Consider the following 20,645-nt stretch of genomic DNA (forward strand, 5'->3'; position numbering starts at 1 on the left):
ACCTCCGATGTGGTGGAGCTGTCTAGTGCCGCATCAAGCAACGTTCGCCCTGTTCACGACCCTGCGCAGGTGTTCGTCGGCGGCGTGCTTGTTCCGCCAGATGATGTAGCGGCGGATCATGCTGCCCTGCTCCTTGTGGCTGGTGTGGTCGGTGCCGTCGAGAGCGAAGTAGCGCAGGGCGGTGAACTGGGCCTCGATCCGGTTGAGCCAAGAGCTGTTGGTCGGCGTGTAGGCGATCTCCACGTTGTTCGCCACTGCCCACGTCCCGACCCGCTGACACCGCTTCGTCGTCAGGTGAGGTGAGTAGTTGTCGCAGACGATCGCGATGCGCACGTGGGCTGGGTGAAGTGAGCGCAAGTAGCGGCAGAACTCCAGGAACTTCGACCTGTTCTTGGTCTTCTTGACGTGCCCGTAGAGCTGGTCCTTGGCGAGGTCGTAGGCGGCGAACAGGTGCCGAACCCCGTGCGGGCGTGTGTAGGTCGCCCGGCGTCGAGCCCGGGGACCGCGGTCGGGGTTCTTGTGTCTGCCGCCGCGTTCGGCCCATTGTCGGCCGGGGTGAGGCTGGAGGTTGAGCGGCTCGAACTCGTCCATGCAGAAGATGACTTCGGGCTCACCTTCCTCGGCTATGACCTCGCCGTCAGCGATCGCATAGAGGTGCTCGACGCGGGCCTTCTTCGCCGCGTAGTCCGGGTCACGGGAGGTCTTCCAGGTCTTCACGCGTTGAAACGAGACGCCCTCCTCACGGAGCAGGACCCGAAGGCCCTCATGGCTGATGTCGTCGACCACCCCCTCAGCGACCAGGAAGTCCGCCAGCTCGGCCAGACTCCAGGTCGAGAACGGCAGGCCGTGCTCGGCCGGCTTCGACTTGGCCATCTTCTTGATCTCCCGGCGTTCCGGGAGGGTGAAGGTCTTCGGCCGGCCACCCTTGTACTTGGGATACAGCGAGTCGAAGCCGTCCGCGTTGAAGTTGTGGATCACATCCCGGACCCGGTCCGCACTGGTGAGGGTCACCTCGGCGATCTTTGCCACGGGCATGGCCTGCGCGGATAACAGCACCATCTGAGCCCGCCGCCAGGTCACCACCGAACCAGTGCCTCTGCGGATGATCCGCAGCAACCGCCTGCCCTCGTCACCATCAATCTCCCGGACCCGCACGCGCTCAGCCACGTGATCATTGTGGCTGTCTGGGGCCCGCCGGCGCAGCAACTGGGCGACACATCACGACAGGGCGAACGTTGCTTGATGCGGCACTAGGAACACGGAGGTCTTCGTGTCCCACCGTAATGCCCGGCTGACCGTTCACGGCAGGCGGCTGCTCGTCGAGCGTGTCCGTTCGGGTCGTCCTGTCGCCCATGTCGCTGCTGAGCTGGGCATCTCGCGGGTCACCGCTCATAAATGGGTGCGACGGTGGCGGGCCGAGGGCGAGGCGGGCCTGGCCGACCGCTCCAGCAAGCCATTGACGACACCGCACCGCACTCCGGCCGTGATCGAGGCCCGCGTCTGCGACCTGCGCCGGGCCCGCAAGCTGGGACCTGCACGGATCGGCCCGGTCCTTGGTCTGCCCGCCTCGACCGTCCACCGGATCCTGACCCGGCATGGGCTGAACCGTCTCGCCTGGATGGACCGGCCCACCGGCTCGGTGATCCGCCGCTACGAACGCGAGCGTCCCGGCGAGCTCGTCCACGTCGACGTCAAGAAACTGGGCCGGATACCCGACGGTGGCGGCCACAAGGTGCACGGCCGCGAAGCCGGCCGGCCGATCCGCGGCATAGGCTTCGACTACCTCCACTCCGCAGTCGACGATCACTCCCGACTCGCCTACACGGAAATCCATGGCGACGAGAAGGTCGCGACCTGCGCGGGCTTCCTGACCTGGGCCGCCGCGTTCTTCGCCGACCTGGGCATCACGCGGATCAAGCGCGTCCTGACCGACAACGCGTAGGCCTACCGCAAGGGCCTGGAAACGGGCCCTGACCGACATCGGCGCGACCGGCAAACTCACCCGCCCTTACCGGCCTCAGACCAACGGCAAAGTCGAACGCTTCAACCGCACCCTCGCCGACGAAGGGGCCTACCTGCGGCCCTACTCTTCCAACGACGAACGAACCGCAGCCCTGGCAGACTTCCTCCACACCTACAACCACCACCGCTGCCACACCGCACTCGGTGGCCACCCACCAATCAGCCGTGTCAACAACACTGCGGGTCAATACACCTAGGCGCCGCGACCTGACAGATCGTCGGCACGAGCGTCAATCGGGCGACAGCCCGTCTCCCACCACCTGGCCGTACAGAGCAGACACCCGACCGCTCCACGCGCACACCGAACACGGGGCAGCGTCAGACGGCTCATCCGCAGGGTCCGGAACAATCCACGTGATGTTCATCCGGAAGGTGGTTGAAGAGCCCCGTCGAGAGCATAAACCGCAGGTCAGCACCCCTTCTCGACCGGCTGCAAAATAGCCACGCACTCCGCATGATGCACTCACGGAAACATGTCGCGTGGCCGTCGATACGCCACCTCCAGCGGACGTGACCCATTCCGGAACCTGGCCGCCTCAGCCGACGAAGACTGTGCGGAAGGCGGACGTGGAATTGTGAAGGTGAACCGGAACGCCCAGGCAGGCCAGCAGACGTGCTCTCCGCGCGAGCGGAGGCGAGCCGCCCAATTGCCGCGGAGGAACAAGGTCGACCTCCAAGCGCACAGCCCGGGCCCGCCGCGCTGCCCTACGTCGAGTAAAGCCGAAAGAGCATCCGTCAGCCGTGGGAGCGCTCTGGGACTTTTCTGGGACTTTCGGCTGCATCAACCGGCACGAGCGTGAAACAGCTGAAAGGCCGTTTCCCCAGGTCATCGACCGGATCCCTCTCATCGCCGCAGGTCACAACGCTGCCTGGTCTCTTCCGGGACATCTGAGCGGCGGATGCCGCCGGGATTCTGGGTGCGGGGGGTCTGGGGGCGCGCCTGAGGTGACGGTCCTCGGCCCCGAGGGGCGCGCTCTGCGACGATGGCCCCATGGACGAGGAAGTCACTCCCATTCTCCGCGTCGAGGACGCCGCGGCGGCGGTCGCCTGGTACGAGCGGCTGGGCTTCGCCCAACAGTCCGAACATCGCTTCGAGCCGGGATTGCCCGCGTTCGTCGAGGTCGCCCGGGGCCGCATGCGGCTGTTCCTGTCCGAGCACGAGGGCGATGCCCGGCCCGACACGCTGGTCTACCTCCGTGTCCGTGATGTCGAGGCCATCGCCGCCGAGTTCGGCGTGCGGGTGGACGATGCCCCGTGGGCGCGTGAGATCGAGCTGCGCGACCCCGACGGCAACCGGCTGCGGATCGGCACGCCGAGGGAATGACCGCAGCCGTCGGCGCGCGGCGCGGAAGCCGTGCCGGTGGCCGGGCGTGTACGTGTCCGCGGGCTCCATGACGACGGGGGGCGGCGCCTGCCGCGGGTCGCCCGCCGACGAGGCGTCAGTTCAGGAACTCGTGGGCCATCTCGATCATCGCGCGGGCCGCGGTGCCGGGGCGGTGGGTGCTCGGGACGGCCAGGGAGAGGGGCCAGTCGAGGTCGGCGTCGCGGACGGTGAGGACGGCGACGCCCTCGGCGGCGCCCAGGGAGAAGCGGGGCAGGAGGGCCACGCCCAAGCCGTGCCGTACATAGTCGGCGCCGGTGGCGATGTCGGTGTTCTCGACGGTGACGCGGCGGGGCACGGAGGCGGCGGCGAAGGCGCGGTCGGCCACGGTGCGGTTGCCGTAGCCCAACGGGGAGTCCACGAAGTCGAGTCCGGTCAGTTCGGCGATGGAGACACTGCCCCGCCCGGCCAGCGGATGCCCGGCCGGGACCACGAGGTCGAGCACCGAACTGGTGAGGTGCGTCAGCGAGATGCCGTCCGGGCAGGGGTCCGGCAGGGAGACGAAGGCCAGGTCGAGACGGCGGTCGAGCAGGGCCTCGACCAGGCCCTGGGAGCCGGTGGGCACGGCGCTGGTCCGGAGCAGCACGCCGGGGTGGCGGCGGTGGAACTCGCCGAGCAGCGCGGGGAGGTCGAGCAGCCGGACCGAGGTCAGGGTGCCCAGGCGCAGGGTGCCGCGCAGCCCGCCGCTGACCTCGGCGACCGCGTCGGCGGCCTCCTGGGCGGCGTGCAGCGCGGCGCGTGCGCGCGGAAGCAGCGCGGCACCGGCGTCGGTGAGCAGCACCCGCTTGGAGTTGCGGTCCAGCAGGGGTGCGCCCAGCTCGCGTTCGAGGCTCTTGATCGTGCTGGAGACCGCGGACTGGACGATGTGCAGCCGGGCGGCGGCACGGGTGAAGTTCGCCTCGTCGGCCACGGCGACGAAGCAGGCGAGCTGGCGCAGTTCCATGGCTCGATCATCTCATTTGGAGATAGTCGTGGTCTCCAGCTTTCGTTGGACGAGATGATTGCCGCGGACCGATGCTGTGGGGTGTCCGACCGTCCCCGCTCGCCCCAGGTCTGGAGCACTCCCCCATGGCGCAGTCGATCTCCGCGGCCCCCGCACACCGGGCCGGGTCCGTGTCCGGCGGCACGAAGGGCGGCTCCCGGCGCCACGGTGTCGGGTTCTCGCTCATCGCGTTCGTGTTCCTGACGGCGATGGCCTTCTCCACCGTCCCCACCCCGCTGTACCCGCTGTACATGGCGAAGGACGGCTTCTCCACGTTCATGGTCACCGTCGTCTTCGCCGCCTACGCGGTGGGCGTCGTGATCAGCCTGGTCCTGGCGGGGCACATATCCGACTGGGTCGGCCGCAAGAAGGTGCTCGGGTCCGCGATCGGCCTGGAGCTGATCGCCGCCGTGCTCTTCATGACGAGCACCTCGCTGCCGGTCCTGCTGACCGCCCGGGTCGTCACCGGTCTCGGCGTCGGCATGGTCACCGCCACGGCGACGGCCCATCTGCACGACCTGCACGCCGCGCACCGGCCCGGGGCCTCCAGCCAGCGTTTCGAGCTGGTGTCGACCGCGGCCAACATCGGCGGCCTGGGCGTCGGTCCGCTCGTCTCGGGCCTCCTGGCCCAGTGGGCCGGCGGTCCGCTGCGCACCCCGTACCTGGTGTTCGCCGCCCTGCTGCTGGTGAGCCTCGCCGCCGTCGCGCTGGCGCCCGAGACGGTCGAGGAGCAGCTCGTCAGGCCCGCCTACCGACCCCAGCGGATCTCGGTCGACGGCGACCGCGCCCGGTACGCCGCGGCCGCGGCCGCCGGGTTCGCGTCCTTCGCCGTCCTCGGGCTGTTCACCTCCGTGGCCCCGGGCTTCGTCGCCGGTTCCCTGCACCATCCCTCGCGGGCGCTGGCCGGGCTGATCGTGTTCGCCGTCTACGGCGCGTCGGCCACCGCGCAGAGCCTCACCGCCAAGCTGAGCACCGCCGCCCGGCGCGGACTCGGGCTGCTCGCCCAGGCGGTCGGCGCGGTCACGCTCGTCGTCGGTACCCACACCGCCGACCTGACCACCTTCCTCGTGGGCGGCGTCGTCGCCGGGATCGGCGCGGGCGTGCTGTTCAAGGCGTCCCTCGGCACGGTCGCCGCGCTGGCCACGCCCGCCAAGCGCAGCGAGGCCCTCGCCGGGCTGTTCCTGATCTCCTACGTCGGTCTGGCCGTGCCGGTCGTCGCCGTCGGCGTGGCCTCGCGCTCCCTGGCCATGCCGGACGTGCTGACCTGGTTCACCGCCGTGCTGCTGGTCCTCCTCGGCGCGGTCGCCGTCCTGTCCCGGCGCCGCCCGGCCGCCACCTGCTGAGGCGGTACGGGCCGCTTGAGTACGGGCCGCTTGAGTACGGGCCGCTTCTGTACGGTGGCCCCGACGCTCTCCGACCACCCGCCGAGTCCCGCAGGAGTTCCCGTGTCCGTCGATGACCGCGAGGACGGCGTGCCCGCCGTGCAGGATCGGGGCGGCAGGCCCGTACGGCTCTCCAGCCGCCCGCGTACGGACCGGCCGCCCGTGCCGCACGCGGCCGTCGGGGTGGGGGCCGTCGTCCTCGGCGAGCGGGGCCTGCTGCTGGGGCGCCATCGCCACGGCACGTACGAACTGCCGGGCGGCACCGTGGAGCCCGGGGAGTCCCTGGAACAGACCGTGGTGCGGGAACTCGCCGAGGAGACCGGGCTGCGCGCCCGGACCGAGGACGTCTCGCTGCTCGGCACGCTCGTCGACCACGTCGAGGACGTGGTGCGGATCACCGTGGGCGCCGTGGTGCACGCCTGGACGGGCACGCCGTCGACCCAGCCGGACGAGCGGGTGGGCGACTGGGACTGGTACCCGCTGGACGGGCTGCCCGACGGCCTGTTCGTGTGCAGCGCGCAGATCCTCACCGCCTGGCGCCCCGGACTGCCCGTCGACCACACCGCGGCGCACTTCACCCCGTACGCCTCCCGCGCGCCGCACTCGCCGGACGCCTCGCGCGTGCCCGGCGCCCGGACCCGGTAGCCGCCGGGCGCGGGGCCGCGTTCGGCTCCGGACACGGCGGCGCCGCCGCACCCTGCCCGCTCCCGCCGGGGCGGGTGGGGAGGAGTGCGGCGGCGTGTGCCAGGGGTCCGGGTCCGGTGGCGCGGGGCCCGGGGGTTCGCGTCCCGGGCCCGGTGCCCGGGTCAGGACTCGGTGGCCGGTCGCGGGACCAGCAGGTGGACGACACCGGCGACCGCGGCGATGGCGACGCCGGTCAGGCACAGCGCGCGGGCGGTGACGTCCTGGTCGACGAGGATGCCGCCGAGGGCGGCGCCGAGCGCCTGACCGAGGTAGATGCCGGAGGAGTTGAAGGAGATGACGACGCTGGGCAGCGTCGGCACCAGCTCCGTCAGCCGGTGGTTGTTCGGCGTGGCCAGGGCCCAGCCGGCGGCGCCGTTGAGCGCCATCACGATGATCACCGGCACGATCGAGGTGCAGACCGTCAGCAGGGCGAGGGTCACGACCAGCAGGACGACGGCGTAGGTGAGGGTGCGGGTCGCGCCCAGGCGGTCGGTGAGGAAGCCGCTGCCGAAGGAGCCGAAGATGCCGCCGAAGCCCCAGGCGAGCAGTGCGGTGGCGAGGGCGGTGCCGTGGATGTGGGCGATGTCCCCGAGCACGGTCGAGGTGTACGTGTAGACCATGATGCTGGCGCCGCTGGCCAGCAGCATGAACAGGACCATGACGACGACCCGGCGGTTGGCCAGCACCGCGAACCGCTGCGCGAGCGGGATGGCCGGCGGGATCGGCAGGGCGGGCAGCACGGCCAGGACACCGAGCAGCGCCAGCGCGCCGACGGCCGCGACGAAGACGAGGCTGGCCTCCCAGGACACGTGCTGTCCGATGGCCGTGCCGACGGGGACACCTAAGACGGTGCCCACCGTCAGGCCGCCGAGGATCACCGACAGGGCGCGGCCGCGGGCGGCCGGTCCGGCGAGCGCGGCCGCGGCGGCGGAGGCGTTGGGCGTGTACAGGGCCGCGCCCAGACCCGCGACGACCCGCGCCACCAGCAGCAGCGTCAGGTTCGGTGCGACGGCGGAGGCGAGGTTGGCGAGGACGAACAGGGCGAGCGCGACCGCCAGCAGGGGCTTGCGGGGCAGCCGGCTGGTGAGCACGGCCAGGAAGGGCGCCGCCAGGCCGTAGGTCAGGGCGAAGGCGGTGATGGTCTGGCCGGCGGCGCCGGTGGAGACATGCAGACCGTCGGCGATCTGCGGCAGGATGCCGGCCAGGACGAAGGAGTCCGTGCCCATGGCGAAGGAGCCGAGGGCGAGTACGGCGACGGGCCTTCCCCAGGACGGCGCTGCCGTGGTGGGGCTCTTCGTGCCCGTGGTGGTCGATTCGGTAGTCACACAAGAAGCGTGGCGCTTGTCGTGATGGGGGTACAGAGGGCCAATCATGCTGGTGTAATGACCACCAGGACACGCCCGGAAGGCGGATGCTTGGATGGCCGGCATGCAGCGAGAACTTCTGGCGGCGTTCCTCAGGTCCCGACGCGAAGCACTCTCCCCCGAACAGCTCGGGCTGAACCCAGGACCGCGCCGCCGCACCCCGGGACTGCGCCGCGAGGAGGTCGCCCAGCTCTCCGGTGTCAGCCTGACCTGGTACACCTGGCTGGAGCAGGGCCGGGACATCCGGGTGAGCCGCCAGGTCCTGGAAGCGCTCGCCCAGACGCTCCAGCTCACCCCGGACGAGCGGCGGCACCTGTTCACCCTGGCGGAGACGGCGCTGCCGGTCGAGCCGCCGCGGCCCGCGACGGTCCACCCGACCCTGCGCAAGCTGGTGCAGACCCTCGACCCCAACCCGGCGCACGTCATCAACGACCGCTGGGACGTGCTGGCCGCCAACCGCGGCTACGCCTCCCTGGTGGGCGGTCTGGAACAGCTGCCGCAGGAGGAACGCAACAGCATCTGGCTGCTGTTCACCCGCCCGCAGATGCAGTCGCTCCTGGTCGACTGGCAGAACGAGGTGCGTGACATCCTCGGCCAGTTCCGCATCGCCGTCGGGCAGCACCCCGACGATCCGCGCACCGCCGCGCTGATCGACACGCTGACCCGCTCCAGCAGCCAGTTCCGCGCCCTGTGGTCCGAGCATCCCGTACGGGCGTTCCGGCCGACCATGAAGCGCTTCAGCCATCCGACGGCCGGGCGGCTGGATCTCAACTACACCAAACTGGATGTGGCGGAGGCGCCCGGCCAGCACCTGGTGGTCTTCATGCCCGCGTCCGAGACGGACGAGCGGTCGCTGGCCCGGCTGGTCGCCGATTCCCCGCAGGAGGCGCTGCTCTAGGGCCTGTCCCCGGGGCGTGCCGGGCTCGCGGGCCGTGCCGGGAGCGAGGTGCTTCCCGGGGCGGTGCCGGTGACCGGCCGCCGCCGTGCCGTGGCGGCCACCGACAGGGCCAGGGCCGCCAGTGCCTCGGGGGCGCCCGCCTGGCCGCGGGCTCCGGGGAAGGCGTTGATGTCGACGATCAGGGCGGTGCCGTCGCCCCGGTCGATGATGTCGACGCCGTAGACCTCCAGGGCGAAGACCTCGCCGACCCGGTGGGCGAGGGCGGCCCAGCCGGGCGGCAGGGCGTCCGCGGCGAGCGGCACGGTGGGTCCCCGTCCCTCGGGGGAGAGTTCGGAGCGGCGCAGGGCGGCGAAGAGGCGGTCGCCCACCACCCAGAGTTTGTGGTCCCAGCCGCTGTTGGGCGCGAAGTCCTGGACGACGACCGGTTCTCGCGGGTGCGCGGCGGCGAGCCGGGCCAGCGGTGCGGCGCCGTCGACGCGGGCCACCAGGTCGTGCCGCCTGCTGTGCCGGCTCTTGATCACCACGGGTGCGGACAGCGGTGGTCCGGCGGCCAGTTCGGCGAGCGTGGCGAGGGTGCGGGTGGCCGCGAAGGGCAGTCCGGCGCGCCGGGCGTGCTCGGCCATGGCCGAGCGGTCCTGGCACAGCGCCGTCGCCGCGGCCGAGTTGACCACGGGTGCGCCGCGCCGCTCCAGTGCGCGGGCGAGGCCGAGGGCGCGGGGTGTGCGCGCCTTGAGGAGGTAGACGTCGGCGAGCGGGCCGGCGGCGTCGGCCGTCTCCGGGTGCAGGACGTCCACCTGGTGTGCGGGGGTGAGCAGCGCGGTCGCGTCGGCCAGCAGGGGGTGGCCGGGGTCCGCGGTGACCAGGGCGATCCTCATGCGGTCTCGCCCACCGTGACGGGGACCTGTCCGGGCAGGTGGGGCAGTGCCACCGGCAGCGCGGGCGCGGCGGGCGCCCCGGTCCGCTGCACCGCGGGACCGGTGTCGGGGCCGGGGACGGGGACGGCGTCGAGTCCGGGCGCGGGCGCGGCGGTCGGGGCGTCCGTGCGGGCGGCCAGTTCGAGTACGGCGCGGGCGACGCGGGACACCGCGTCGGGGACCTGGCGGAAGCTCGGGAAGTCGTTCACGTCGACGACCACGGGACCGTCCGGGCCGAGCACCACGTCCACGCCGTACAGGTCGAGGCCGTAGACGGCGCCGACCCGGGCGGCCAGCGCGGCGACCTCCGCCGACAGCGGTACGCGGCGTTCGCGCAGGGCGTGTTCGGGGTGGAGCGGGGAGCGGCGCTCGGTCGCGTACAGCTCACCGGCGACGCTGTACACCTTGACGTCGGTGCCCGGGTTGGGCACGTACGGCTGGGCGATGAGCAGGCCCTCACCGGCCAGTTCGGGCAGGAGCGCGGCGAGCCGGTCCGGCGAGGGGACCAGGTGCACCGCCCGGCCCGAGCTGCCGTCGGCGGGCTTGACGACGAGCGGGTACTCGGACGGCGCTATCTCGGCGAGCAGTTCGGGGCGGGCCGCCGCGTACGTCCGGGGCAGCGGGAGTCCGCGGCTGCGGCCGATGGCGGCGGCGAGGGCCTTGTCGCGTACGCCGCGTATGGAGCGGGCGTCGTTGACGGTGGTCGTCCCGGCGGCGGCCGCGGCTTCGAGCAGGGTGAGCCCCGGGCCGCCGGAGACCGTCTTGAGCACCCAGGCGTCGTGGGCGCCGGTGCGCAGTTCCTCCGTCATGTCCAGCAGGGAGCCGCCCGGCCGCACCACGTCCACCTGGTGTCCCCAGGAGGTCAGCCGGCGGATCACCTCGACCGGCATGCCGTCGCGGCGGTACTGCTCCTCCACCAGAAAGCAGAGCTTCATCGATCTTCCCCGTAACCGCCGGGCGCCGGCCCTTGTCGCCGGTGCCCTGTGACGTCCTGTGGCGACACAGGATGTCATGGACCGTCAGGCGGGCGGGTGGCGGCTTCCCCGCCCGGGTGCGCGGGGAGGCGGGGAGGCCGCCGTGCCGTGGTGCGGCCGGGGCTCAGACGCGGGTCAGGGTGACGTCCCGCTGTCCGACCGCGTGGAAGCGGGGCATCAGCGGCAGTCCGCCCCGGGTGGTGAGTTCCATGACGGTGGCCTCGACGCGGGCGGCGCCCGGGTCCAGGGCGTTGGCAGGGGTGCCCGTGTTGGACCAGGTGTGCCGGGCGCCGTCGCAGACCGCGCGGGTGCCGCCGATGCCGTAGCGGGTGGGTGAGTCGTTTCTGCTGAGGGCGGAGCTGACGAAGACCGGGCCGTCGGCGCCGGTGCAGCGGTAGGTGCCGGAGAGCGTGACGGTGCCGTCGGCGGCCAGGCGGGCGGTCGGGTCGACGGTGACGGTGTCAGTGCCGGTGCCGGTGCCGGTTTCGGTGCCGGTGCCGTCCGCGGCCGTCGCCGCGTGCGGTGCGCTCAGGAGCAGCGCGGCGGCGGCCAGTCCGAGGGCGCCGAGCAGAGGTCGTACCGGGGTGAGGGACATCGGGTGCCTCCCGGGGCGGGTGAGCGGAACGGGGGCCTCCACTGGTACCCGGCGGCCCGGCGTTCCGCCGTGATCCTCACCCCTTCGGTGGCGAGTCCGCGCCCCTGTGGCGTCAGGCGAGGACCGCGAGGCCGTCGATCTCCACCATCGCCTCCTCGTCCCACAGGCGGACGACCTGCACGACCGCCATCGCCGGGTAGTCGCGGCCCGCCAGTTCGCGCCAGAGGCGGCCGAGGGCGGACGCGTGGGCGCGGTAGGCGGCGACGTCGGTGGCGTAGACGGTGACGCGGGCGAGGTCGGCGGGGGTGCCGCCGGCGGCGCGCAGGGCGGTGAGGAGGTTGGTCAGGGCCGTCGCGAACTGCTCGGGCAGGGTGGTGCCGGTCACCTTGCCGTCCGCGTCCAGCGCGGTCTGCCCGGCCAGGAACACCACGCGGGAGCCGGTGGCGACGACGGCGTGCGAGAAGCCGGTGGGCGGGGACAGCTCGGGCGGGTTGACGCGCCGGACGGTCACAGGGCCTCCTCGCTCGTGAGCCGGGCGTAGGTCTCCTTGGCGATGATCGAGCGCTGGACCTCGCTGGCGCCCTCGTAGATCCGGGGCGCGCGCACCTCGCGGTAGAGGTGTTCGAGGAGGTGGCCGCGGCACAGGGCGCGGGCGCCGTGCAGCTGGACGGCCGCGTCGACGACGTACTGCGCGGTCTCGGTGGCGAGGAGTTTGGCCATGGCCGAGCGCCGGGGCACGTCCGGGTCCCCGGCGTCGTACGCGGTGGCCGCCGCGTACACCATCAGGCGGGCCGCCTCCGTGCGCAGGGACATCTCGGCCACCCGGTGGGCGACGGCCTGGAGGTCGCTCAGCCTGCCGCCGAAGGCGTCGCGCCGCGCGGTGTGCGCCACGGTCGCCTCCAGCGCCGCCTGTGCCATCCCGACGGCGAACGCGCCGACGCTCGGGCGGAACAGGTTGAGGGTGCCCATCGCGACCCGGAACCCCCGGTCCGGCTCGCCGAGCAGGTCGTCGCCGGTGACGGGGACGCCGTCGAAGTCGAGTGTGCCGACGGGGTGCGGGGAGAGCATCTCCAGGGCGCTGCCGGTGAGGCCGGGGCGGTCGGCCGGGACCAGGAACGCGGTCACGCCCCGGGCACCGGCGCCGGGCGTGGTGCGGGCGAAGACGGTGTAGAGATCGGCCTCGGGGGCGTTGGAGATCCAGCACTTGGTCCCGGTGAGCCGCCAGCGGCGGGGGCCGTCGGGGCGGGCGGCGAGGGACCCGCCGGTGCCGTCCGGGGCGGTGGTCCCGCGCTGCTCCCCCCGGCCGTCCGCCTCCGGTGCGGTGCCCGCCTCCGGCTCCGCGCGCAGGGCCAGGGCCGCCGCGTCCGAGCCCGCTCCCGGCTCGCTCAGCGCGAACGCCGCCACCGCCTCGCCCGCCGCCACCGCGGGCAGCCAGCGGGCGCGCTGGGCCGGGGTGCCATGGGCGTGGACCGGATGGGCGCCCAGGCCCTGGAGGGCGAGGGCGGTCTCGGCCTCGGTGCAGCTCCGGGCGAGGGACTCGCGCATCAGACAGAGGTCCAGCGCGCCGGAAGTGAACAGGTGTTCGAGCAAGCCGAGGCGGCCCAGCTCGGCGAGGAGCGGGCGGTTGACGCGGCCCGGCGCGCCCTTCTCCGCGAGGGGCCGCAGCCGTCCGGCGGCCAGTGCGCGCAGTTCGGCACACCAGGCGATCCGGTCCGGTTCGAGCGAGAATGCGGGCATTCGCCGGTCCTCCCTCCCCCGGGGCGACCGGGGTCCACGGCCACCGTATCGCGCCCCGTTGACTGTCGTCATCAACACGATACGCTCCCTGTGCGAGCCCACCACGACAAGGGGGCGAACCGCCATGAACCCGACAGATCCCAGCTGGGACGAGGCCAGGGCGGACATCGGGGAGACCGAGTCCGCCAGTGCCGGGGGCGGCCTGCGGCCGCCGGTTCCCTCGGCCCACGCCGACACCTTCGCGCGCGACCATCTGCCGCCACCGGACCAGTGGCCGCGGCTGCGCTTCGAACTGCCGGAGCTGCGCTACCCGGACCGGCTGAACTGCGCCGCCGAACTCCTCGACCCGGCCGGCGCCCCCGGCACGCGCCCGGTGTTCCGCACGCCCGCGGGAGCGGTCTGGACGTACGCCGACCTGCGCGCCCACGTCGACCGCATCGCGCGGGTCCTCACCACCGACCTCGGTGTGGTGCCCGGCAACCGGGTGCTGCTGCGCGGGCCGACCACGCCCTGGCTGGCCGCCTGCTGGCTCGCCGTCCTCAAGGCGGGCGCCGTCGCCGTCACCGTGCTGGCCCAGCAGCGGGCCCACGAACTGCGCACGATCTGCGAGATCGCCCGGGTCCGGCACGCGCTGTGCGACGTACGGGCCGTCGACGACCTGGTCAAGGCGGAGGTCCCCGGGCTCTCCATCACCGCGTACGGCGGCGACGCGCCCGACGACCTGCTGCGCCGCGCCGTGTCCGAGGTGCCCTTCCGGGCGGTGGACACCGCCGCCGACGACGTGGCGCTCATCGCGTTCACCTCCGGCACGACCGGGCGGCCCAAGGGCTGTGTGCACTTCCACCGGGACGTCCTGGCCATCGCGGACACCTTCTCCCGCCATGTGCTCAGGCCGCGCGCGGACGACCTGTTCGCGGGCAGTCCCCCGCTCGGGTTCACCTTCGGACTCGGCGGTCTGGTGGTCTTCCCGCTGCGGGCGGGCGCCAGCGCCCTGCTGCTCGAACAGGCCCGGCCCGAGCAGTTGCTCGCGGCCGTCGCCGAGCACCGGGTGTCCGTGCTGTTCACCGCCCCCACCGCCTACCGCACGATGCTCGACCGGCTCGGCAGCCAGGACCTCTCCTCGCTGCGCCGCTGCGTCTCGGCGGGCGAGAACCTGCCCGCGGCCACCTGGCACGCCTGGCACGAGCGCACCGGCCTGCGCATCATCAACGGAATCGGCGCCACCGAGCTGCTGCACATCTTCGTCTCGGCCGCCGACGACGACATCAGACCCGGCGCGACCGGACGGCCCGTACCGGGGTGGCACGCGCGCGTGCAGGACGAGTACGGCCGGCCGGTGCCCGACGGGGAGCCGGGACTGCTCGCCGTCCAGGGGCCCGTCGGCTGCCGCTATCTGGCGGACCCGCGGCAGCACGCGTACGTGCGCGACGGCTGGAACCTCACCGGGGACACCTATGTCCGCGACTCCGACGGGTACTTCCGCTACGTCGCCCGCGCCGACGACATGATCATCTCGGCCGGGTACAACATCGCCGGGCCGGAGGTCGAGGACGCCCTGCTGCGCCACCCGGACGTGGTCGAGGCGGCGGTGGTGGGACGGCCCGACGACGCGCGTGGCGAGGTGGTGGTGGCCTACGCCGTGCTGCGGCGGGGCGCGGACCGGGACGCGGAGGCGCTGCGCGCCTTCGTCAAGTCCGAGCTGGCGCCGTACAAGTGCCCGCGCGAGATCGTGTTCCTGGACGCCCTGCCGCGCACGGCCACCGGCAAGCTCCAGCGCTTCCGGCTGCGCACGGCCGGCGGCGGGGCCGCGGACGCCGACCCGGACGCCGATGACCAGCGGTGACCACGACGACCTAAAATGATCAACGTGTCCGAGCAGCCCGTACCGCATGCCCCGAGGTCCCTCATCGTCACGCTCTACGGGGCGTACGGCCGCTTCGCGCCCGGCCCGGTGCCGGTCGCCGAACTGATCCGGCTGCTGGCCGCTGTCGGGGTGGACGCGCCGTCCGTGCGCTCCTCGGTGTCCCGGCTCAAGCGCCGCGGGCTGCTGCTCCCCGCGCGCACCGCGCAGGGCGCGGCGGGCTACGAACTCTCGGCGGAGGCACGGCAGTTGCTGGAGGACGGCGACCGCCGTGTGTACGCCGGGGCGCCGCCGGACGACGCGGGCTGGGTGCTGGCGGTGTTCTCCGTACCGGAGTCGGAGCGGCAGAAGCGCCATGTGCTGCGCTCCCGGCTGGCCGGGCTCGGCTTCGGCACGGCGGCGCCGGGCGTGTGGATCGCCCCGGCCCGGCTGCACGAGGAGACCCGGCACACGCTGCGGCGGCTGCGGCTGGACGCGTACGTGGACTTCTTCCGCGGCGAGCACCTGGGGTTCGCGCCGACCGCCGAGGCGGTGGGCCGCTGGTGGGACCTGGCGGCGATCGCCGCGGAGCACGAGGCGTTCCTGGACCGGCACGCGGGCGTGCTGCGGGCGTGGGAGCGGCGGGTGGACACCCCGCCCGAGGAGGCGTACCGCGACTACCTCCTCGCCCTGGACTCCTGGCGCCATCTGCCCTACACCGACCCGGGTCTGCCGGCCCGGCTGCTCCCGGCCGGCTGGCCCGGCGCCCGCTCGGCCGCCGTCTTCCGGGGGCTGCACGAGCGACTGCGGGACGCGGGCGCCGAGTTCGCCGATCTGGCCTGAGGGCGGGCCCCGTCAACCGCCCGGCGTGACGCGGGGCGCGGGGTCGTCCGCGCGGCCGGTGCGCGGGGGTCTGCTGCCCGCGCGGTAGGGGGCGGGCCAGACGGCGCCGGGGCCCTGGTAGCCCTGTTCGGCTGCGGCGTGCAGGGTCCAGTGCGGGTCGTACAGATGCGGGCGGGCCAGCGCGCACAGGTCCGTGCGCCCGGCCAGGATCAGGGAGTTGACGTCGTCCCAGGAGGAGATCGCGCCGACCGCGATCACCGGGACCCCGGCCTCGTTGCGGATGCGGTCGGCGAAGGGCGTCTGGTACGAGCGCCCGAACTCGGGCCGCTCGTCGGCGACCACCTGTCCGGTGGAGACGTCGACGGCGTCGGCGCCGTGCGCGGCGAAGGCGCGGGCGATGGCCACGGCGTCCTCGGCTCCGGTGCCGCCCTCGGCCCAGTCGGTGGCGGAGACGCGTACGGTCATGGGCCGTTCCTCGGGCCACACCGCGCGCACCGCGTCGAAGACCTCCAGCGGGAAGCGCAGCCGCTTGTCCAAGGAGCCGCCGTAGGCGTCGGTGCGGTGGTTGGTCAGCGGTGAGAGGAAGCCGGAGAGCAGATAGCCGTGGGCGCAGTGCAGTTCGAGCAGGTCGAAACCGGCCCGCGCGGCGCGCCAGGCGGCGGAGGTGAACTGCTCGCGGACATCGGTGAGCTGGGCCCGGGTGAGCTCGCGCGGGACCTGGCTGCGGGGCGTGTACGGCAGCGGGGAGGCGGCCACCAGCGGCCAGTTGCCCTCGGGCAGCGGCTCGTCCATGCCCTCCCACATCAGCCGGGTCGAGCCCTTGCGTCCGCTGTGGCCGAGCTGGACGCCGATCGCGGTGCCGGGTGCCTGCCGGTGCACGAAGTCGGTGATCCGCCGCCAGGACTCGGTCTGCCGTCCGGTCCACAGACCGGCGCAGCCGGGGGTGATCCGCCCCTCGGGGCTCACGCACACCATCTCGGTCATCACCAGGCCCGCGCCGCCCAGGGCACGGGCACCCAGGTGCACCAGGTGGAAGTCGCCGGGCACGCCGTCGACCGCGGAGTACATGTCCATCGGCGAGACGACGACCCGGTTGCGCAGGGTCAGTCCGCGCAGCCGGAACGGGGTGAACATCGGGGGGGTGCCGGGCGGGCAGCCGAACTCGCGCTCCACGGACTCGGTGAAGGCGGCGTCGCGCAGCCGCAGATTGCCGTGGGTGACGCGGCGGCTGCGGGTGAGCAGGTTGAAGGCGAACTGGCGGGGCGGCCGGTCGAGGTACAGGGCGAGGTTCTCGAACCACTCCAGGCTGGCCCGCGCGGCGCGCTGGGTGGAGGCGACGACCGGGGCCCGCTCCTGCTCGTAGGCCGTCAACGCCTGTTCCGGCGTGGGCTGTTCGGAGAGGTGGGCGGTGAGCGCGAGGGCGTCCTCGACGGCGAGTTTGGTGCCGGAGCCGATGGAGAAGTGTGCGGTGTGCGCGGCGTCGCCGAGCAGCACCAGATTCCCGTGCGACCAGCGCTCGTTGACCACCGTGCGGAAGGTGGTCCAGGCCGAGTCGCGCGAGCGCAGCGGGCGTCCGCCGAGCGCTTCGGCGAAGATCTTGGCGCAGCGCTCGACGGAGCCCTGTTCGTCCAGGGCGTCGAACCCGGCGGCCCGCCACACCTCTTCGCGCATCTCGACGATCACGGTGGACGCGTCCGCCGCGTAGGGGTAGCCGTGCAGCTGCATCACGCCGTGCTCGGTCTCGGCGATCTCGAAGCGGAAGGCGTCGAAGGCGAAGTCGGCGGCGAGCCAGATGTAGCGGCAGCGGTGGCCGGTGATCCGGGGCCGGAACACATCGGCGTGGGCGGTGCGGACGGCGCTGTGCACCCCGTCGGCGGCGACGACGAGGTCGTACTCGCGGATCAGCCGGTCCGTCTCGGGAGCCGGGGTGCGAAAGCGCAGGTCGACGCCGAGTTCGCGGCAGCGGTCGTGCAGGATCCGCAGCAGGCGATGGCGGCCGAGGGCGGCGAAGCCGTGGCCGCCGGAGGTGTGCCGGGTGCCCCGGTGGACGACGTCGATGGCGTCCCAGCGGACGAACTCCCGCTGGAGCGAGCGGTGGACGGCCGGGTCGGCGTGCTCGATGCCGCCGAGGGTCTCGTCGGAGAGCACGACGCCGAACCCGAAGGTGTCATCGGGGGCGTTGCGCTCCCAGAGGGTGATCTCGCGGGCCGGATCGAGCCGTTTCAGCAGGGCCGCCGTGTAGAGCCCGCCGGGTCCGCCGCCGATGACGGCGACCCGCCTCGCGGCGGTCATCGCCCGCTCACCTCCCCTGCCACTTCGGCGGGCGCTTCTCGGTGAAGGCGGCGTGGAACTCGGCGTAGTCCGCGCCGTTCATCAGCAGGGCCTGGGTGGCGGCGTCCAGCTCCACGGCGGCCGACAGCGGCATGTCCAGCTCGGCGGTGAGCAGGGCCTTGGTCTGGGCGTGGGCGAGGGCGGGGCCGTCGGCCAGCCGGCGGGCCAGGGCCCCGGCCGCCTCGTCGGCGTGCCCCTCCTCGGTCAACTCGCTGATCAGGCCGATGCGTTCGGCCTCGGGGGCGCGGACCGGCTCGCCGAGCATCAGCAGCCGGGTGGCGTGGCCGAGGCCGACCACGCGGGGCAGCAGATAGGCGGCGCCCATGTCGCCGCCGGACAGGCCGACACGGGTGAACAGGAAGGCGAAGCGGGCGCTGGGGTCGGCGACGCGGAAGTCGGCGGCCAGCGCCAGCACGGCCCCGGCGCCCGCCGCGACGCCGTGCACGGCCGCGACCACCGGGAACGGGCACTCGCGCACGGCGCGGACCACCTGGCCGGTCATCCGGTTGAAGTCGAGCAGTTCGGCGGTGTCCATGGCCAGAGTGGCGCCGATGATCTCGTCGACATCGCCGCCCGAGCAGAAGCCGCGCCCCTCCCCGGCCAGCACCAGGGCGCGCACGGCCCGCTCCCGGGACAGCTCGGCGAGCAGGTCGCGCAGGTCGGCGTAGGCGCCGAAGGTGAGGGCGTTGAGCTTGTCGGGGCGGGCCAGGGTGACCGTGGCGACGCCGTCGTCCTCCGCCACGCGCAGATGGCGCCACGCGGAGGTGCGGGCGGCGGAACCGGTGAAGGGACTCATGACGTACGGCCTCCTCGGCGGCTGTCCGTTTCGTCCAGGGCTTCCGGGTCGTCCGGCGCCGGTGGTGCCGCGCCCGGCGCTCCCCCGAAGCTATCACTCATCCGTGACCGTCGTCACGAGGGCGCGATAGAGCCTGTGACAATGTGGCCGCCGCCCGGGGCTTCGTCACAGCTCCTCGATGGGGCGGTAACGGCGGGAGGGCGCCGGGCGGGAGAGGCGTTCCCAGGGGTAGTGCGTCCGTGCCGGGGCCCGGGTCCCGGCACGGAGGGCACCGAGAGCCGCCGCCGACGGCCCCCGTACCATTCCCCTCGTCGAGAGCAGGACAGCCTGATGGTGACCACCGGTGCGGCCTGCGTCATGAACGGACACACGTTGCACGAGCCCCCCGCCTCCGCCTGGCGCATCGCGCTGCCGCACTCGGCCGCCGCCGTCCCGGTGGCCCGCGCCCTGGTCCGTACGGCGCTGGCCGAACGGGAGCACACGGCCGACAGCGACACCGCGGAGCTGCTCACGGCCGAACTGGTCGCCAACGCCGTGGAGCACACCGGGGGCGGCGGCCCGATAGAGCTGCTGCTGGAGCTGGAGCCGGGCGGCTGCCGGGTCGAGGTGCGCGATCCGGACCCGGCGCCGCCCGCCGCGCTGACCCGGCCCGGTCTCGCCCCGCCCGATCCGTGGCGGGAGGACGGGCGCGGTCTGCTGCTGATCCGGGCGCTCAGCTCGTCCTGCGGGCACCGGCCGACCGCGTCGGGCAAGGCGGTGTGGTTCCGGCTGGCCGCGCCGCCCCGGGAGCCGCGCCCCGCGTGAGCGGCGCCGGGGAGACCGGGGAGATCGGGGAGACCGGGGAGACCGGCCGGGCGGGGGTCAGCCGCGCGCCAGGGTGGCGACCAGGACCGCCTTGATGGTGTGCAGGCGGTTCTCGGCCTCGTCGAAGACGACCGAGTGCGCCGACTCGAAGACCTCGTCGGTGACCTCCAGCGAGCGCAGCCCGTAGCGCTCGTGGATCTCCCGGCCGACCGCGGTGCCGAGGTCGTGGAAGGCGGGCAGGCAGTGCAGGAACTTCACGTCCGGCTCGCCGGTGGCGCGCAGCACGTCCATGGTCACCGCGTACGGGCCCAGCGCCTCGATGCGCTCGGCCCAGACGTCCTTGGGCTCGCCCATGGAGACCCAGACGTCGGTGGCGACGAAGCCGGCGCCGCGCACACCCTCCTCCACGGACTCGGTGAGGGTGATCCGGGCCCCGCTGGCGGCGGCCAGCTCGCGCGCCCGGTCGACGACGTCCTGGGCGGGCCAGTACGCCTTCGGGGCGACGAGCCGGACGTCCATGCCGAGCAGGGCGCCGGTGACCAGATAGGAGTTGCCCATGTTGAAGCGGGCGTCGCCGAGGTAGGCGAAGGCGGTCTCGGTGAGCGGCCGCGCGCTGTGCTCGGTCATGGTGAGCACGTCGGCGAGCATCTGGGTGGGGTGCCAGTCGTCGGTGAGCCCGTTGTAGACGGGCACACCGGCGTGCGCGGCCAGCTCCTCGACGGCCGCCTGGCTGTCCCCGCGGAACTCGATCGCGTCGAACATCCGGCCGAGCACCCGGGCGGTGTCCTTCAGGGACTCCTTGTGCCCGATCTGCGACCCGGACGAGTCGAGATACGTGGTCGAGGCGCCCTGGTCGGCGGCGGCGACCTCGAACGCGCAGCGGGTGCGGGTCGAGGTCTTCTCGAAGATCAGCGCGATGTTCCGCCCGGTGAGGTGGCGCGTCTCCGTCCCGGCCTTCTTGGCCGCCTTCAGCTCGGCGGCCAGCTCGATCAGACCGCGGAACTCCTCCCCGGTGAGGTCCAGCTCCTTGAGGAAGTGGCGGCCGGCGAGGGCGGTCGGGACTGTCGCCATGGGGGCGCTCCAACAGATGAGGGACAG

At 73.3% G+C, this 20,645-nt stretch carries 17 protein-coding genes and 2 pseudogenes; 8 read left to right on the forward strand and 11 right to left on the reverse strand.

Translation table 11 applies throughout. From position 1 onward, the window contains the following. Positions 1-33: 33 nt before the first annotated feature. Positions 34-1,167, reverse strand: coding sequence for an IS630 family transposase (locus B086_RS0100475; RefSeq protein ID WP_018564451.1), 1,134 nt, complete (start codon positions 1,165-1,167; stop codon positions 34-36). A 103-nt stretch (positions 1,168-1,270) separates the two neighbouring features. On the opposite strand from B086_RS0100475, the pseudogene B086_RS38810 reads away from it, so the two are divergent. Together B086_RS38810 and B086_RS0100485 are read left to right on the forward strand one after the other, a co-directional pair. After that, positions 1,271-2,219 (forward strand): annotated as a pseudogene (locus B086_RS38810) (IS481 family transposase). 794 nt (positions 2,220-3,013) lie between these two features. Further along, complete coding sequence (locus B086_RS0100485) at positions 3,014-3,346, forward strand: glyoxalase superfamily protein (protein WP_018564453.1); 333 nt, start codon at positions 3,014-3,016, stop codon at positions 3,344-3,346. A gap of 115 nt (positions 3,347-3,461) precedes the next feature. Here B086_RS0100485 and B086_RS0100490 read toward each other — a convergent pair whose 3' ends face one another. Then, on the reverse strand, positions 3,462-4,346 hold the full coding sequence (locus B086_RS0100490) for a LysR family transcriptional regulator (RefSeq protein WP_018564454.1): 885 nt from the start codon (positions 4,344-4,346) through the stop codon (positions 3,462-3,464). Between the two features lie 125 nt (positions 4,347-4,471). Here B086_RS0100490 and B086_RS0100495 point away from each other — a divergent pair, with 125 nt between their 5' ends. Together B086_RS0100495 and B086_RS0100500 are read left to right on the forward strand one after the other, a co-directional pair. Continuing rightward, positions 4,472-5,728 carry an MFS transporter gene (locus tag B086_RS0100495; RefSeq protein ID WP_018564455.1) on the forward strand — a complete coding sequence of 419 codons (1,257 nt, stop codon included), beginning with the start codon at positions 4,472-4,474 and terminating at the stop codon, positions 5,726-5,728. Positions 5,729-5,884: 156 nt separating this feature from the next. Next, positions 5,885-6,412 (forward strand): annotated as a pseudogene (locus tag B086_RS0100500) (nucleotide triphosphate diphosphatase NUDT15); the annotation flags it as partial. Positions 6,413-6,573: 161 nt separating this feature from the next. Here the strand turns inward: B086_RS0100500 and B086_RS0100505 are convergent. Further along, the gene (locus B086_RS0100505) at positions 6,574-7,776 is read right to left on the reverse strand and encodes an MFS transporter (RefSeq protein ID WP_051115731.1); all 1,203 of its coding nucleotides are present in this window, start codon (positions 7,774-7,776) and stop codon (positions 6,574-6,576) included. 103 nt (positions 7,777-7,879) lie between these two features. On the opposite strand from B086_RS0100505, the gene B086_RS0100515 reads away from it, so the two are divergent. Continuing rightward, positions 7,880-8,713 (forward strand): helix-turn-helix transcriptional regulator, encoded by an 834-nt coding sequence (locus B086_RS0100515; RefSeq protein WP_106435995.1) that lies wholly within the window; start codon positions 7,880-7,882, stop codon positions 8,711-8,713. On the opposite strand, the gene B086_RS0100520 is transcribed toward B086_RS0100515, so the two are convergent. The 5 genes from B086_RS0100520 to B086_RS0100540 all read right to left on the reverse strand — a co-directional run bounded on the left by B086_RS0100520 (position 8,710) and on the right by B086_RS0100540 (position 12,933). Beyond that, positions 8,710-9,588 (reverse strand): ATP-grasp domain-containing protein, encoded by an 879-nt coding sequence (locus tag B086_RS0100520; RefSeq protein WP_018564460.1) that lies wholly within the window; start codon positions 9,586-9,588, stop codon positions 8,710-8,712. The two genes, B086_RS0100515 and B086_RS0100520, sit on opposite strands and share 4 nt — an antisense overlap. Then, entirely contained in the window at positions 9,585-10,562 is a 978-nt protein-coding gene (locus B086_RS0100525) for an ATP-grasp domain-containing protein (protein WP_018564461.1), read from the reverse strand. The genes B086_RS0100520 and B086_RS0100525 overlap by 4 nt, the downstream gene beginning before the upstream one ends. Before the next feature lie 163 nt (positions 10,563-10,725). Beyond that, entirely contained in the window at positions 10,726-11,196 is a 471-nt protein-coding gene (locus tag B086_RS0100530) for a DUF6299 family protein (protein WP_018564462.1), read from the reverse strand. 112 nt (positions 11,197-11,308) lie between these two features. Further along, the gene (locus B086_RS0100535; RefSeq protein WP_018564463.1) at positions 11,309-11,707 is read right to left on the reverse strand and encodes a RidA family protein; all 399 of its coding nucleotides are present in this window, start codon (positions 11,705-11,707) and stop codon (positions 11,309-11,311) included. Continuing rightward, the gene (locus tag B086_RS0100540; protein ID WP_018564464.1) at positions 11,704-12,933 is read right to left on the reverse strand and encodes an acyl-CoA dehydrogenase family protein; all 1,230 of its coding nucleotides are present in this window, start codon (positions 12,931-12,933) and stop codon (positions 11,704-11,706) included. Before B086_RS0100540 ends, B086_RS0100535 begins: the two co-directional genes overlap by 4 nt. Before the next feature lie 124 nt (positions 12,934-13,057). On the opposite strand from B086_RS0100540, the gene B086_RS38815 reads away from it, so the two are divergent. Then, positions 13,058-14,776, forward strand: a complete 1,719-nt coding sequence (locus tag B086_RS38815) for an AMP-binding protein (RefSeq protein ID WP_018564465.1) — start codon at positions 13,058-13,060, stop codon at positions 14,774-14,776. 15 nt (positions 14,777-14,791) lie between these two features. Further along, on the forward strand, positions 14,792-15,616 hold the full coding sequence (locus B086_RS0100550; RefSeq protein WP_018564466.1) for a PaaX family transcriptional regulator C-terminal domain-containing protein: 825 nt from the start codon (positions 14,792-14,794) through the stop codon (positions 15,614-15,616). 12 nt (positions 15,617-15,628) lie between these two features. Here B086_RS0100550 and B086_RS0100555 read toward each other — a convergent pair whose 3' ends face one another. Together B086_RS0100555 and B086_RS0100560 are read right to left on the reverse strand one after the other, a co-directional pair. Then, entirely contained in the window at positions 15,629-17,908 is a 2,280-nt protein-coding gene (locus B086_RS0100555) for a bifunctional salicylyl-CoA 5-hydroxylase/oxidoreductase (RefSeq protein WP_018564467.1), read from the reverse strand. A 7-nt stretch (positions 17,909-17,915) separates the two neighbouring features. Next, the gene (locus B086_RS0100560) at positions 17,916-18,743 is read right to left on the reverse strand and encodes an enoyl-CoA hydratase family protein (RefSeq protein WP_018564468.1); all 828 of its coding nucleotides are present in this window, start codon (positions 18,741-18,743) and stop codon (positions 17,916-17,918) included. A gap of 330 nt (positions 18,744-19,073) precedes the next feature. Between B086_RS0100560 and B086_RS0100565 the strand changes: the two genes are divergently transcribed. Continuing rightward, positions 19,074-19,547 carry an ATP-binding protein gene (locus B086_RS0100565; protein WP_018564469.1) on the forward strand — a complete coding sequence of 158 codons (474 nt, stop codon included), beginning with the start codon at positions 19,074-19,076 and terminating at the stop codon, positions 19,545-19,547. A 57-nt stretch (positions 19,548-19,604) separates the two neighbouring features. Here B086_RS0100565 and argF read toward each other — a convergent pair whose 3' ends face one another. Then, positions 19,605-20,618, reverse strand: coding sequence for an ornithine carbamoyltransferase (gene argF / locus B086_RS0100570; protein ID WP_018564470.1), 1,014 nt, complete (start codon positions 20,616-20,618; stop codon positions 19,605-19,607). Between the last annotated feature and the right edge of the window lie 27 nt (positions 20,619-20,645).

The sequence above is a fragment of the Streptomyces sp. PsTaAH-124 genome, from assembly GCF_000373685.1.
Lineage (GTDB): Bacteria > Actinomycetota > Actinomycetes > Streptomycetales > Streptomycetaceae > Streptomyces > Streptomyces andamanensis.